The sequence below is a fragment of the Trinickia fusca genome, assembly GCF_003628145.1.
Taxonomy (GTDB): domain Bacteria; phylum Pseudomonadota; class Gammaproteobacteria; order Burkholderiales; family Burkholderiaceae; genus Trinickia; species Trinickia fusca.
Genome location: NZ_RBZV01000010.1, coordinates 168701 through 183443 on the forward strand (window position 1 = coordinate 168701; position 14743 = coordinate 183443).

At 62.3% G+C, this 14743-nt stretch carries 12 protein-coding genes; 5 read left to right on the plus strand and 7 right to left on the minus strand.

Annotated features, from left to right (window positions below; genetic code table 11):
- Positions 1–8: 8 nt before the first annotated feature.
- On the minus strand, positions 9–863 hold the full coding sequence (locus tag D7S89_RS20780; RefSeq protein ID WP_121280656.1) for an alpha/beta fold hydrolase: 855 nt from the start codon (positions 861–863) through the stop codon (positions 9–11).
- 211 nt (positions 864–1074) lie between these two features.
- Here D7S89_RS20780 and D7S89_RS20785 point away from each other — a divergent pair, with 211 nt between their 5' ends.
- Positions 1075–1707: a CGNR zinc finger domain-containing protein gene (locus tag D7S89_RS20785; RefSeq protein WP_121280658.1), complete on the plus strand. Its 633-nt coding sequence runs from the start codon at positions 1075–1077 to the stop codon at positions 1705–1707.
- Between the two features lie 148 nt (positions 1708–1855).
- On the opposite strand, the gene D7S89_RS20790 is transcribed toward D7S89_RS20785, so the two are convergent.
- Positions 1856–3790, minus strand: a complete 1935-nt coding sequence (locus tag D7S89_RS20790; RefSeq protein WP_121280660.1) for a C1 family peptidase — start codon at positions 3788–3790, stop codon at positions 1856–1858.
- A 169-nt stretch (positions 3791–3959) separates the two neighbouring features.
- Positions 3960–4280 (minus strand): protease inhibitor I42 family protein, encoded by a 321-nt coding sequence (locus D7S89_RS20795; RefSeq protein WP_183085289.1) that lies wholly within the window; start codon positions 4278–4280, stop codon positions 3960–3962.
- 600 nt (positions 4281–4880) lie between these two features.
- Here D7S89_RS20795 and D7S89_RS20800 point away from each other — a divergent pair.
- The 4 genes from D7S89_RS20800 (at position 4881) to D7S89_RS20815 (ending at position 8190) form a co-directional block, all read left to right on the plus strand.
- Entirely contained in the window at positions 4881–5222 is a 342-nt protein-coding gene (locus D7S89_RS20800) for a PadR family transcriptional regulator (RefSeq protein WP_121280664.1), read from the plus strand.
- Positions 5219–6403: a DUF1700 domain-containing protein gene (locus D7S89_RS20805; protein ID WP_121280666.1), complete on the plus strand. Its 1185-nt coding sequence runs from the start codon at positions 5219–5221 to the stop codon at positions 6401–6403. The genes D7S89_RS20800 and D7S89_RS20805 overlap by 4 nt, the downstream gene beginning before the upstream one ends.
- 83 nt (positions 6404–6486) lie before the next feature.
- Entirely contained in the window at positions 6487–7275 is a 789-nt protein-coding gene (locus D7S89_RS20810; RefSeq protein ID WP_147426725.1) for a BPSS1780 family membrane protein, read from the plus strand.
- Between the two features lie 9 nt (positions 7276–7284).
- Positions 7285–8190 (plus strand): LysR family transcriptional regulator, encoded by a 906-nt coding sequence (locus D7S89_RS20815; RefSeq protein WP_121280670.1) that lies wholly within the window; start codon positions 7285–7287, stop codon positions 8188–8190.
- Here the strand turns inward: D7S89_RS20815 and D7S89_RS20820 are convergent.
- From D7S89_RS20820 to D7S89_RS20835, 4 genes are all read right to left on the minus strand, one after another.
- On the minus strand, positions 8184–8576 hold the full coding sequence (locus D7S89_RS20820) for a DUF2384 domain-containing protein (protein WP_121280672.1): 393 nt from the start codon (positions 8574–8576) through the stop codon (positions 8184–8186). The two genes, D7S89_RS20815 and D7S89_RS20820, sit on opposite strands and share 7 nt — an antisense overlap.
- A gap of 90 nt (positions 8577–8666) precedes the next feature.
- Positions 8667–10211 carry an efflux transporter outer membrane subunit gene (locus D7S89_RS20825; RefSeq protein WP_121280674.1) on the minus strand — a complete coding sequence of 515 codons (1545 nt, stop codon included), beginning with the start codon at positions 10209–10211 and terminating at the stop codon, positions 8667–8669.
- Positions 10212–10226: 15 nt separating this feature from the next.
- Positions 10227–13463 carry an efflux RND transporter permease subunit gene (locus D7S89_RS20830; protein WP_245983103.1) on the minus strand — a complete coding sequence of 1079 codons (3237 nt, stop codon included), beginning with the start codon at positions 13461–13463 and terminating at the stop codon, positions 10227–10229.
- Between the two features lie 51 nt (positions 13464–13514).
- Positions 13515–14741: an efflux RND transporter periplasmic adaptor subunit gene (locus tag D7S89_RS20835; RefSeq protein ID WP_121280676.1), complete on the minus strand. Its 1227-nt coding sequence runs from the start codon at positions 14739–14741 to the stop codon at positions 13515–13517.
- Positions 14742–14743 lie beyond the last annotated feature (2 nt).

Genomic DNA, 14743 nt, shown 5'->3' on the forward strand with positions numbered 1-14743 from the left:
GCTATACGTCAGCGAATGAGGAATTCGGAAATGGCCGCGGCGATCTCCTCGGCGTGCGTTTCCAGCGCGAAATGTCCAGTGTCGAAGAAGCGCACTACTGCACCCGGTATGTCGCGCCGGAATGCCTCGGCGCCAGCCGGCAAGAAGAACGGATCATTCTTTCCCCACACGGCGAGCAAGGGTGGCTGATGAGTGCGGAAATACTGTTGAAATGCGGGGTACAGCGCGACGTTGCTGCGGTAGTCGCCGAACAGATCGAGCTGAACCTCGTCCGCGCCCGGTCGCCTCAGATAGAAGTCGTCGAGCGAGTAGCCGTCCGGTGACACGCGAGTCTTGTCGTGAACGCCATGCGTGTATTGCCAGACAGTCGTTTCGTGCGTGAGCAGCGCGCGAAGGGCCTCGCGATTGGCGCTCGAAGCATCCTGCCAATACGCGCGGATCGGATTCCAGCCCTCGCTCAACCCTTCTTCGTAAGCGTTGCCGTTCTGCGAAATGATCGCGGCGATCCGTTCGGGATGTTTGAGCGCAAGCCGGAAACCGGTCGGCGCACCGTAGTCGAACACGTAGACCGCAAAGCGATCGAAACCGATCACCTCAGTGAAGCGGTCGATGACGTCGGCGATGTTGTCGAACGTGTACACAAATCGGCTCCGACTCGGCATGTCCGACTGTCCGAAGCCGGGCAGATCCGGAGCAACGATGTGAAACCGGTCCGCGAGCTTTGGGATCAAGTCGCGGAACATGTGGCTCGCACTCGGAAAACCGTGCAGGAGCAGGAGTTTCGGAGCGCCCGATCGACCGGCTTCGCGATAGAAGACCTTGAAACCGTCGACGTCGGCATGGCGATAGGCAATAGAGGCCATGGTTTCCCTCTTCAGATAAGCAGAACTAAACAAGTGATGAACGCCGGCGTCCGGCTATCAGCACGGCAGGTCGCTGACGCTCACACATCGGCGGCACGAAATGTAACCTCTCAAGCTACGCTTTAAAGGTTACTTATGGCTTATGTAACTTGTCAAGCGCATTTTTAGTGGTTACGATGAACGCATCGTTACTTCACATTCATCATGAGAGATGGACTACCGTCAGATTCCCGCGATATTCGTGGCCGATGCCCCGGGCCTCGATTTCCTGAACTCGGTTGCAACGCCGGTGGATGAGGAAGTCGACTGGATCAGAGACGGGGACGGCTTGCTGACCTGGTTGGAACAGGCAGGGCTGGTGCCTTGCGCCGTGCTCGCGACAATACGAACGCGGTCGACGCCGGCTCAACTCGACGCCGTTGCGGAGCAGGCGCGCGCGCTGCGGGAGTGGTTCAGGGGATTTGTCCAGAAGCGAAAGGGGCGGCCGTTAGTCGCCAGGGATGTGCGTGAGCTGGAGCCACTGAATCAACTGCTCGAGCGGGACGAACGAAATGGCGAAGTCGTCGCTGAGGTCACGAATGGCGTGACGACGTTTGAATTTCGTGAGAATCGACGCTGGCAATCACCGGAGTCGTTGCTGATGCCCATAGCCGAGGTGTTGGCGAAACTCGTGTGTGAAGAGGATTTCACGCACGTGAAGGCGTGCGAAGGTCCACGGTGCACGTTGATGTTTGCCGATCACACGCGAGGCCACGCGCGCCGGTGGTGCAGCATGGCGATCTGCGGGAACCGTGCGAAGGTTGCAGCGCACCGGAAGCGGCTCAAGGAACAGGAGAACGGCTGACACGACGGCGGCAGCGGTAGCAAACCGGCTGTCGTGCTGATCTTCCTTCAGGAGGCTGTCCCCCGCTCCCGGCCGCAGACAGATTTAAAAATGCCTTAGCGCGAAACGCCAACCCTCATCGATTGGCGCTTCGCGACTGTCCGGCTGACTACGCCGCTCCACCCTGGTTCGTCCAATGCCAGGCCCCACTGCCCCACCAGTTGGACCAAAGGTTACCGTCGCTGCCTTTGACAAAGACATAGGGGCGGCCGCCGTCGACCGTGATGGCTCCCACCGCACTTGTAATGCCGACTCCGGGCGGCGTGCCTTGATTGCTCCAATGCCAAGCCGAGCCATCCCACCAATTTACCCATAGGTTGCCGTCGCTGCCGTGGATAAAGGCGTAAGGTCGGCCGCCATCAACTGTGATGGCCCCCACCGCGCTTGCGATGCCTGCGCCGCTCGGTCGTCCCTGGTTGCTCCAATGCCAGGCCGAACCATTCCACCAATTGACCCATAGGTTGCCGTCACTTCCTTGGATAAAGGCATAAGGTCGGCCGCCGTCAACCGTGATGGCCCCCACCGCGCTTGCAATACCGGCACCGCTCGGTTGTCCCTGGTTGCTCCAGCTCCAGGCTGAGCCGCTCCACCAGTTCACCCAGAGGTTACCGTCGCTAGCTTTGACAAAAGCGTAGGGGCGGCCACCATCGACGGTGATCGCGCCTACCGATTCGACGATCGTTGCGCCTTGGGGCTTGCTCTGGTTGCTCCAACTCCAGGCCGAACCGCTCCACCAGTTCACCCAGAGGTTACCGTCGCCACCTTTGACGAAAGCATAGGGGCGGCCGCTATCGACGGTGATCGCGCCTACCGCACCGGCAATTGCCGTACCGTCCGGCTTGCCTTGGTTGCTCCAGCTCCAGGCTGATCCGCTCCACCAATTCACCCACATATTGCCGTCCGATCCTTGAACGAACAGATAGGGACGGCCGCCGTCTACGGTGGTAGCGCCGACCGTGCTACTGACGGCCACGCCGCTCGGCCTGCCCTGGTTGGCCCAGTACCAGGCCGAACCGCCCCAGTAGTCGACCCAGACATTGCCGTCGGTGCCCTCCACAAATGCATAGGGGCGGCCGCCGTCGACCGTAATTACGCCCAGTGCCCGACTGATTCCGGCAGGCATTTCGCTTTCGATCCGCGAAAAAGAAATGATCGACCACATGCCGGCGTCAATGCCGCATTGGCCATAGCCTATGAGGAAATAGCCGCCCATGCCCCAGCCCGTACCCCAACTGTTCTTGCATAGCCAAGCCTGTTGATTGTCATCGTAGCCAATCACGCTGATGCAATGACCGCCTTCGTATGGGGCGCTGCCGTTGTATCGATACACGCCGGACGAATAGCCATAGAAATCGGCGTAGACGGAAAAGCAGGCGATCAAAGGGCCTCTCGTCGCAAGCCACTGTTTCATCGCGACGGGAGTCGTCAGGTAACCCGACTGGTTCAATGTGGTCAGTTTGGTTTGCCAGCCGGCGTTGAGCCGACAGGGCTGATCCCCCGCCTCGTAGGGGAAATACGACTCCGGCGCTACGCCGGTCACTTGGGCATAGTTCAATGCGCTCGCGGGCCACCAACCCGTTGCACACGTGCGACCGTCCTGCCCCTCCGCACCGCAGTAGAACAGCTGGGCTTCCGACAAGTCCTGCATGGCGTTGCCAAAGACCGAATTCACTGGGGTCTTGCGCACCACGCGCGCGCTACCGTCCAGGGTGGCGGCCGTCCCGAATGCGACGCAGGAACCGCAACTGCCCTGATCCTTAATCGCACTGATGTAATTGTTCCCACCCACGTTGCGCCAATCCCAAGTCAATGGATAGGTCGACTGCGGGCCCGCCGTCACCGCGCCTGTCGGCTGGTAAGCCAAGCTGGCAGTGCGCTCCCGCTCCGGCAGCGTGGGTTCCCCGGGCCCGGGAACGTAACCCAGCCTGGCCTTTCGTTCCGGCGCGCTCAGATTTAACAATGAAGTCGGTCCTGCTTGCCAGGTCACACCTTTTTGCTTATTTGTTGCGAGCAAATTGTCCAGAAATACCTGATCAAGAGCCATTTTTCGTCTCCATTTCGTTACCAGCAACTGCCGGGAATCGGCTAGCCGGTCCCTTCAGCATCCGTTTTGCGTAGACTCATGCGTGCACAACCGGCGCATGCCCGTTAATCACATGGCGCACGCCGCTGCCCATCCTGACCACTATTTCGAATTAATCACCTCGCGCCTACTAATTCAAAACTTGCACAGTCAGCCGGCAACGCGAAATGACCGAACCCTCGCCTTGCCATTCTCGCCACAGCTTGGCTCGTATGGAAAACTCACCCGGTTGATCGATCTGGAACACCCAGCGCCGAATCCCCCCGGCACCCGGCGGCGCACCATCCGCCAGCGCAAGATCGGATGACAGCAAGGTCAGCGCTTGGTCGAAATCGAGTTGCCAGCGATAGCCGGTAGTAGGCGTTTCTTCGAGTTCGAGCGCAAATTCCCCTGGCGTTGGAAGCACACGCATACTTCCGTCATCGGCCTGACTGAACACCGGTAGCGTCATGGCGAACCTCCGCGTCGAAACGGGCATACCCGAAGGTCTGGAGATCGAGAAGTGCTCGGGCACACCGACCATCAAACAAAACAAAATTTCCGTCGAACGTTTGATTGATTTATCGACCGTAACGCGCAAAGCCCTCGACCTGCCTCGAGCAAACTTCGATTCGCATCGGAAATATATTTTTTTGCAAATTATCGTACATGAAATCGACGCATGCCACTGTCACTTTTAGCTGATTTAGTCACTGCGCATCATTTTTTAATGAAGTATTGATTTTCGAAGTACTGTCACGCCAATCCGCTTCTCGGCAGGCACGCGTTCATCGTTCCAACGAGTGAGTGAGTCGTAATGGGCCTGACCGACTTGATCTATTACATTGACCCGGAGGGCGGACCGCTAACGCCCACTGCCGAAGAGCGCCTCAACCGACTCCCCGACGGCGCCACAAATCTTTCATTTTCATTTCAAATTCCTCACCCCCTCCCCCGCCTAGCCCTCACAAACGTGCATAAAACAGTACCTTGCATAAAACACTAGTGCCTGCTACAGTTCGTGCCATACAAAGTACCTTGCAATGCACAACACAGAGCGCAGTTAAGCCGAATGAAGACCCAACTAAAGAAAGGCACGCTCGACATGTGTGTACTCGCCGTACTCGCCCGTGGTGACAGCTATGCCTACGAACTCGTATCGACGTTGTCGCAGACGATGGAGATCAGCGAAGGCACGATCTACCCGCTCATGCGCCGCTTGCAGGCCGAAGCGTGGGTATCGACCTACCTGGTCGAGTCGAGCTCGGGGCCACCGCGCAAGTACTACTCGCTGACGGCCGTGGGCCGCCGCAGCCTCGAGGACATGCAGGAAGAATGGAGCAGTTTCGTCGACGAAGTGAATAGCGTGCTCGGCGTGTCCGGCACGATGCATAAGAAAGGGGAACAGCAATGAAGCAGGAGGCATTCATCCAGCAGTTGCGGCAGGCGCTCGAGGGCCTGCCCAAGCACGCCGTCGACGAGATCGTGGCCGACTATCGCGAGTACATCGGTGATGCACTGGCCGCCGGTCGCAGCGAAGAGGACGTCATTGCCGCGCTCGGCGACCCGGCCAAGCTCGCCCGCGAGCTCAAGGCACAGGCCAGCTACCGTCAATGGCAGCAAAGTCGCTCGTTCGGCAATCTGGCCCACGTGATCGTATCGATCGCGGGGCTCGGTCTGCGCAATGTCCTGCTGCTGGTGCCATTCATGCTCTATCTGGTCGTGCTGACTGTCGGCTACGCGATCTCGAGCGCGCTGACGATCGCCGGGCTCGTGGCCGTCGTTGGCCTGGGCAGCCATTACATGTTCGGCTGGCCTGCACTCGATTCAACACCGATCAACGTCACGACGCAGGGCCACCGCCAAAGCAAGAACGTTGCAGAAGCCGCCGGCGACGCATTGAGCGCCCAGAGCGATATCAAGGACGTGAAGGTCGTCGGCGATCGCCTCGTGCTGAAGCTGCGCGACGGCAGCAAAGCGTCGATCCTCACGCACTCGGGCACGATCGTCATCAAGAACGAAGACGGCCAGAACAAAGTGGTCGCGCTCGGCAGCGGCGTGCTGGATTCGCTGACGAAGACCGACGACGGCACCTACAGCATCCGCACGGCTGATGTGGTGGTGTTCAAGCTGAAAGACGACGATGACAACTCTGTATCCATCGTGCACGGTTCGAACAACTCGTTCATCTGGGACATCCGCGACGACAATGCCGACAACGGCCACGTCCGTTTCGAGCAGGATGCGCAAGGCACTCCGAAGAACGTGACGCTCGATAGCGGCGACGAGTCGGTTTCCATCGATGGAGCCAACGGCCTCTCCGTCAAGAGCGGTGACGATTCGGTCGTCATCAACGGGGCTAGCGGCCTTTCCGTCAACAGCGGCAACCAATCGGTTCACATCGGCGGGCTCAAGGGAGCAACGCTGGCAGGCATCGGATTCATCTATGCAGTCGCCTTGCTGATCGGCGGCGTGCTCGGCCTGTCGCTGTGCATATGGCTGACCCGCGCCACCTGGCGCGCCCTCGCCCGCTACGTGCACCGCCAGATCGATGCAATTACGGCACGGCTCGACGGTCGCGAACAACAGGCCTGATTCGCACCATCGAGCGGTTTGACAAAACGCAGTAGAGCGAAGGTCGGCATGGCGCCGACCGGACCAACCACCTAGGAGTCCTTATGAACCTCCACTATCTGACCCATATTTCGAAGGTAACACGCCGTCGTCCCGCGCCCGCTCCGGTGCATCTCGACGGCCTGCAGCTCGACGCGATGTTCGTGATGGATTGGCTCGCGCTCGGTTGGCGTGCGGTACGTGCCCAACCGCTGCTGTGGTTCGCCGCGATGCTCGTGTGCTCCGCTTGTGCCTTCGCTTGCAAGTTCGTGCCGCTCGTACGGCCGCTCATCGTGCTGATCGCCCCGCTCGTCGTCGGCGCGCTGATGGTGGCGCAAGAGCGCCTGCGCATCGGCCGCCCTGCTTCGCTGCGTGAGATCGGCGCGGCCATCAGCCGTCATCACAACGCATTGCTCGCAATCGGGCTCGCCAGCGGCGCGATCATCGTGCTCGGCTATGTGCTCGTGATCGCCGCGCTGCATACGTCGTTCGTGCAATCGTTCGTCGTCAACGGCGTACATCACCTGTCGATCAGCTACGGTGGTAATGGTGTGCGCGGCATCGTCGCGACGCTCGTGGCCGTGCCAGTCTTCACGGTCGCCCTGGGTGCGGCGTGGTTCGCCCCGGCGCTCGTCGTGCTGCACGGTGCCTCACCGCTCGATGCGATGGTGGCCAGCCTGCACGGCGTAGCGCGCAACTGGCGCACGACGCTGATCTTCGTGGTCGCGCTGACCGATGCCGTCCTGCTCGCACCGCACATCCCGCTGATCGCGAGCGCGCTCATGCTGACGCCGCTGATGCTGCTGTCGATCTACGGCGGCTACCGCGACCTCTACACCGCGCCTACCGTGTAAACTCGCTGCATGATTCGACTCGACGATCTCACGATATTCGTACTCGCCGCCGACAACGGCAGCCTGTCGGCGGCGGCCCGTTTGCTGAACCTCGCACCGGCCGTCGCGAGCTCGGCCATCAAGCGACTCGAGGGCGAGCTCAACGTGAGGCTGTTTGCGCGCTCGACGCGCAGCCTGCGGCTCACGCCCGACGGCGAGCGCTACGTCGAATTCGCCCGCAACGCGCTCGCCGAACTACGCGCAGGCAAAGACGCGCTGATGCAGGACAAGGAAGCGCTGCACGGCACACTCACGCTGTCGATCCCGTCAGATCTTGGCCGCCACGCGCTCGCAGGCTGGCTCGATGCGTTCATCGAATGCCATCCGACGCTGGCGCTGAACGTGCGCATCGGCGATACGCTCGTCGACATGTTCCGTCAGCCCGTCGACGCTGTCCTGCGCTACGGCGTGCCGGACGATTCATCGCTCGTCGCGCTGCCGCTGGCGCCCGACAACCGTCGCGTGCTGTGCGCGTCACCGGATTATTTCGCGCGGCACGGCAAGCCCGCGTCGCCCGACGATCTGCATCAACACAACTGTCTGCGTTACGCGCTCAGCGCGTCGACCTACGAACGCTGGACGTTCTATTCGGGCACTGGCGCGAAGACGGTGAAGGTAACGGGCAATCGCGTTAGTGACGACGGCGAACTCGTGCGCCGCTGGTGCGTCGCCGGGCATGGCCTCGCCTACAAGTCGCGGCTCGATGTGCTGGCCGACCTGCGCGCCGGTCGGCTCGAACCGGCGCTCGAAGACTGGACCGGGGAGTTCACCCCGCTCAATCTCGTCACGACACATCGGCTCGCGTTGACGCCGGCGCTCGACAAGCTGCGCGCCTTCTTGCAGCAGCGAGTGGCGGTCTATCTGGAGAGTCAGTGATTCGCAGCGAGGCAGCGTAGCACCTCCTCGGTGCGCCCGTCGGACACGAGCTGCTCGGCCGTCTTGTAGCCGAACTCGGACAGCGGCTCGTTCCGATACCAGAACAAGGCTCGACCGACGTCGCCCGACGCATCGGTGGCCGCGCAAATCACACGCAGCGCCTCGCGCAGGAACCGCTGCACGCTTTCCGAAGCCGGCATGCGACTCAATGTGTTGCGGTGCACGTGCGCTTGCTTCGCCAGCGTTTGCAAATCAATGTTCAGCGCCTCGGAAAAACGCCGCGCCGACACGACCGGCGCCGGCAATTCCGGATCGCGCAAAGCATTCAAGAATTGCTCGAAGCTCGCGCTCGGAGCCAGTTCGCCGGTATCGACCGTCGAGTCCATCGTCAACCTTGCACCCATTACGCACAAACATACCCATTTGAAAGCGCCCGCGCTGCAGACAACGCAGCGCGGGCGCCAGAAGCGACAACGTTACTGCTTCGTGACTTTCGACGTACCGCTGCTGTCGCTATCGACGAGGTCGATCGCCTTGGGCGCCGACATGTCCCCCCAACCACCGCCGAGGGCACGAATGAGGCTCACTGTCGATTCGGCCTGCGCGCCGGTCAGCTGGCTCGCCTGCCGCTCGGCCGCCAGTACCGACCGCTCGCTGTCGAGCACGTCGAGGTAGCTGATCTGCCCTTCGCGGTATTGCGTCTGCGACAGATGCTGAGCGCGCTTGGCCGCGTCGACCGCGTCGTTCTGCGCGTGGATCTGATCGTCGAGCAGACGCAGATCGGAGAGGCTGTCCTCGACTTCACGGAACGCCGTCAGCACCTGCGAGCGATACTGCGCAACGTCTTCGTCGTATTGCGCATGCGCTTGGGTCAGTTGCGCCTTGCGGCGACCACCGTCGAAAATCGGCAGCGACAGCGCCGTACCCGCGAACGGCCCGAGCAGGAACGTGCGGCTCGACCACATGAAGAGCTCGCCGAGCCCTGCCGACTCATAGCCGAACGCCCCCGTGATATCGAGCTTCGGGAAGAACGCCGACCGGGCCAGCCCCACACGCGCGTTCGCCGCGGCCATCGCACGCTCGGCCGCCGCAATGTCGGGCCGCCGTTCGAGCAGCGCCGACGGCAGACCCGGCGGCACTTTCGCGGTGACCGGCACGAGCGGCTGCTGCGCGAACGAGAAGTCCGACGGTAGCTTGCCGAGCAAGATCGCGAGACTGTGCTCGGCCGCCGCACGCTGCCGCGCGACGCCGACCGCATCGGCCTGCGCCGATGCCAGCGAGTTCTTGGCCTGCGACAGATCGAGCTCGCTGACTTCGCCTTCGTCGAAACGACGCTGAACGAGCTTCACACCCTCCTCGCGCAAGGCCACCGTGCGGCTGAACAGATCCTGTTCGGTGTCGAGCTCGCGCAGCGCAAAGTACGTGGCCGCGACATCGGCCTGCAGCGCAAGCTGCACCGACCGGTACAAAGCCTCGCTCTGCTGCGAGTCGGCACGCGCAGCAGAGACGTTCGACCCCACGCGGCCGAACAAGTCGGCCTCGTAGGAGGCCGTCGCCTGCGCGCGCCACAACGTCATCGGCGGCACATCCGCGTTCTGCGGCAGGCCCTGCGAGGCCGGCGACAGACGCTCACGCGTCGGGCCAAAGCCCGCGTCGAGCTCGGGGAACCATGCCGAGCGCGCTACGTCGAGCGACGCACGCGACTGCCGCACACGCGCGGCAGCGGCCTTCAAGTCGGGGTTCGCGGCCCGCGCCTGCTCCTCGAGCTTGTTCAGCGTCTCGTCGCCGAAAATCGTCCACCACTGTCCGCGCTCGAGCGCATCGGACGGCTGGGCCGCCTTCCAGGTCCCCTCGTGTTGCAACGCTTCCGGCGTTTCCTTGAACGCCGACGGTACGCCCATGTCGGGACGCTTGTACTGCGGCTCGAGCGAGCACGCCGCCACGAGCGCCATCAAGAGGCCACCGGCCAGGACACGCTGCGCGGTGCGCATGATGCCGGCTGCCGAATCAAACCTTTTCATTATTTCTCCTAAGCCTCAAGCATCCGTGACCGACAGCTGGGGGACCGCCGCATCGTCCTTCGCATGGCCGGTCGAATGGCCGCCGTTCGAATCTTCGTTCGAGTCCTTGCCCGCAACGTGGATCTTGCCGCCCGCAAGCGTGCGCAGCACCACGTAGAAGATCGGCGTCAGCATGAGCCCGAACAGCGTCACGCCGAGCATCCCGAAGAACACCGCGATCCCCATGGCATGGCGCATTTCCGAACCTGCACCCGTCGACAGCACGAGCGGCACGACCCCCATGATGAACGCGATCGACGTCATCAGAATCGGGCGCAGCCGCAGCCGGCTCGCCTCGATGGCAGCAGCCATCGGCGTACGGCCGTCATGTTCGAGTTCGCGCGCGAACTCGACGATCAGGATCGCGTTCTTCGATGCGAGACCCACCAGCACCATCAAGCCAATCTGCGTGAAGATGTTGTTGTCGCCTTTCAGCAGCCACACGCCCGTCAACGCCGACAGCACGCTCATCGGCACGATCAGGATCACCGCGAGCGGCAGCGTGAGGCTTTCATACAGCGCTGCCAGCACGAGGAACACGAGCAGCACGCTGATCGGGAACACCCAGATTGCCGCGTTGCCGGCCAGCACTTGCTGATACGTGAGGTCGGTCCACTCGAACTTCACGCCGCGCGGCAGCGTTTCCTTCGCGATGCGTTCGATCGCCGCTTGCGCTTGGCCCGACGAGTAGCCCAGCGCCGGACCGCCGTTGATGTCGGCAGCCGTGTAGCCGTTGTAGCGCACCACCATCTCCGGACCGAACGTGGGCGAAACCTTCACGACCGACGACAGCGGCACCATCTCGCCGGCGGCGTTACGCGTCTTTAGTTGCAGGATATCGTCCGGGTGCGCACGGAACGGCGCATCGGCTTGCACGCGCACTTGATAGACGCGACCGAACTTGTTGAAGTCGTTCACATAGAGCGAGCCCAGATAGATCTGCATCGTGTCGAAGATATCCGTCACCGACACGCCGAGCTGCTTCGCCTTCACGCGATCCAGGTCGACGTCCAACTGCGGCACGTTGATCTGGTAGTTCGTGAAGAGCGGCCCGAGCTCCGGCGCCTGCTGCGCACGCTTGATGAACGCGTTCGTCGCCTCATCGAGCTGTGCGTAGCCGAGTGCGCCGCGATCCTCGAGCTGCAGCTTGAAGCCGCCGAGCTGACCGAGGCCCATCACCGGCGGCGGCGGAAACACCGCAACAAATGCACCCTTGATACCGGCGTACTTCATATTCAACGCGCCCGCGATCGCACCCGCGGACAAGGCCTTCGAGCCGCGCTCCTTGAACGGCTTGAGCGTCACGAACACAATGCCCGCGCTCGAGCTGTTCGTGAAGCCGTTCACGGACAGGCCCGGGAACGCCACGGCCGATTCGACGCCGGGCTGCTTCAGCGCGAAATCGCCCATTTCACGGATGACACCTTCGGTGCGGTCAAGCGTGGCGCCGTTCGGCAATTGCGCGAACGCGATCAAGTACTCCTTGTCCTGCGCGGGCACGAAGCCGCCCGGCACGACGTGTGTGACGAGCAGCGTCGCGCCGATGAGCACCGCATAGATGCCGAGCATGACCGACTTGTGACCGATCACGCGCGTCACGCCGTGGCCATACGATGTCGAACCGCGATTGAAGACCTTATTGAATTGCTTGAAGAACCCGCCGAATACGCGGTCCATCGCGCGCGTCAGCCAATCTTTCGGTTCGTCGTGTCCACGCAGCAAGATCGCGCAAAGTGCCGGCGACAATGTCAGCGAGTTGAACGCCGAAATGACGGTGGAGATCGCGATCGTCATCGCGAACTGCTTGTAGAACTGGCCCGTCAACCCGCTCATGAACGCAAGCGGCACGAACACGGCGACAAGCGTCAATGCAATAGCGATGATTGGCCCGCTCACCTCTCGCATCGCTCGATAGGTTGCGGCTCTCGCACTAAGCCCCGCGGAGATATTGCGTTCGACGTTTTCCACCACGACGATCGCATCGTCCACCACGATCCCGATCGCCAGCACCATCCCGAACAGCGACAGCGCGTTGATCGAAAAACCGAAGGCGAGCAACAGCGAGAACGTCCCCACGATCGACACGGGCACCGCGACGAGCGGAATGATCGACGCACGCCAGGTCTGCAAGAACACGATCACGACGATGACGACGAGCGCAATCGCTTCGAGCAGCGTATGTATCACGGCCTCGATACTCGAACGCACGAACTGCGTCGGGTCATAGACGATGCTGTAGTCGACGCCGGCCGGGAAGTCCTTCTTCAGCTCGGCCATGTCCTTGCGAACCTGGTCGGAAATCGCAAGCGAATTCGCGCCAGGCTGCTGGTTGATACCGAGCGCAATAGCCGGCTTGTTGTCGAGCAGCGAGCGCAGCCCGTACTCGGAAGCGGCCAGCTCGACGCGCGCGACATCACGCAGGTACGTCACGCCACCGTCGGGCGAAGTCTTGATGACGATTGCACCGAACTGTGCTTCGTTTTGCAAACGGCCGCGCGCGTTCACCGACAGTTGCAGCGGCACGCCCGGCAGGGACGGCGAGCCGCCGATCACACCCGCAGCCACCTGGACGTTCTGCTCGCGAATGGCATTGACGACGTCGTCGGCCTTCAGGTTGCGCTCGGCGAGCTTGTTCGGATCGAGCCAGACTCGCATCGCGTAGTCGCCGCCCCCCCACAGCTGCACTTCGCCGACACCCGCGATACGATCGAGCCGATCCTTGACGTTGATCAGCGCGTAGTTGCGCAGATACGTCATGTCGTAGCGGTGGTCGGGCGAAATCAAGTGCACGACCATCGTCAGCGTCGGCGAGCTCTTGATCGTCGTCACGCCGAGCCGTTGCACGTCGTCGGGCAGACGCGGCAACGCCTGCGACACGCGATTTTGCACGAGCTGCTGCGCCTTGTCGGGATCGGTGCCGAGCTTGAACGTGACCGTCAGCGTGAGGTTGCCGTCGCTGTTTGCTTGCGACTGCATGTAGAGCATGTTCTCGACGCCGTTGATCTGCTCTTCGAGCGGCGATGCGACGGTCTCGGCGATCACCTTCGGGTTCGCGCCCGGATACTGCGCGTGCACGACGACCGATGGCGGAACGACCTCGGGATACTCGGAGATCGGCAGCTGGAACAGCGCGATCACGCCGGCCAGCAAGATCAGAACCGACAACACGCCGGCAAAGATCGGTCGATCGATGAAGAATTTAGAAATATTCATAATGCGTTCTTAGTAATTGAGCGCTTCCTCGTGCCCTGGCTAGCCGGCACGTTACGAATTGGCCGTCGCGGTCTTGCCCGACGCGTTCGCGTTCTCGCTCGATTCACCCGGAGCCGTGTCGTCGCCGCCCGTCATCGGCACCATGTGGGCATTGACCGTCATGCCGGGCCGGACACGCTGCACACCGTTCACGACGATACGTTCGCCGTCGTGCAGACCGGCCGAGATCACGCGCAGATTGCCGTGCGATGTGCCGAGCTTGACTTCGCGATAGCCCACGCGGCCGGCCGGGTCGACGACCAGCACGAACTTCTTGTCCTGATCGGTGCCGATCGCCGCTTCGTCGATGAGCAGCGACGCATGCGGATCACCGCCGCCGACCTTCACGCGCGCATAGAGGCCCGGCACGAGCGTGCCGTCGGTATTGTCGAAGCGCGCGCGCACGCGGATCGTGCCCGAGGACGTATCGAGCCGGTTGTCGACCGAGGCGATCGTGCCCGAGCGCGAATACCCCGTTTCGTTGGCCAGGCCGAGATTCACGGGCACGTTTGCACCGTTGCGGGAACGACCGATGTATTGCAGGTAGGTCTGCTCATCGACGTCGAACGACGCGTAGATCGGCGAAACCGACACCAATGTCGTCAGCGGTGCGGCGCCGGCGCCCGCCGACACCACGTTGCCGACCGTGATCTCGGCGCGCGAGACACGGCCCGCGACCGGCGCGACGATCTTCGTATAGCCGAGGTTGATGTTCGCGGCCTCGAGCGCGGCTTGGGCCGCCTTGACGTTGGCGCTCGCCTCGCGTGCGGCGTTTTGCTTCTCGTCGTAGTCGCGCTTGGCGATCGCGTTGTCGGTCACGAGCCGCTGCGCGCGCTGCCAGTCGGTTTGCGCGTAGCCGTCACGAGCCTTGGCGGCGGCGAGCTGGGCGTCGGCGCGGTCGACTTCGGCCGCGTACGGGCGCGGATCGATGACGAACAGCACGTCGCCCTTCTTCACGAGCGCGCCGTCCTTGAAGTTGACCGAGACGATCGTGCCGGAGACGAGCGGACGCACGTCGACCTTGTCGATGGCCTCGAGACGCCCCGAGTACGACTGCCAGTCGCTGACGGTCTTATTCAGTACGGTGGCCACGTCGACCTCCGGCGCCATTTGCGCGGCTGCCTTGTTGGGCGAGCTCGCGTTCACGCGAATCGCGCTGAACGTGGCAATGCCCGCGACAGCGACAAGGGCAATCACCGCGCTGGCAATGCGGGTACGAGAAAGGGGCTGTTTGGTCATAC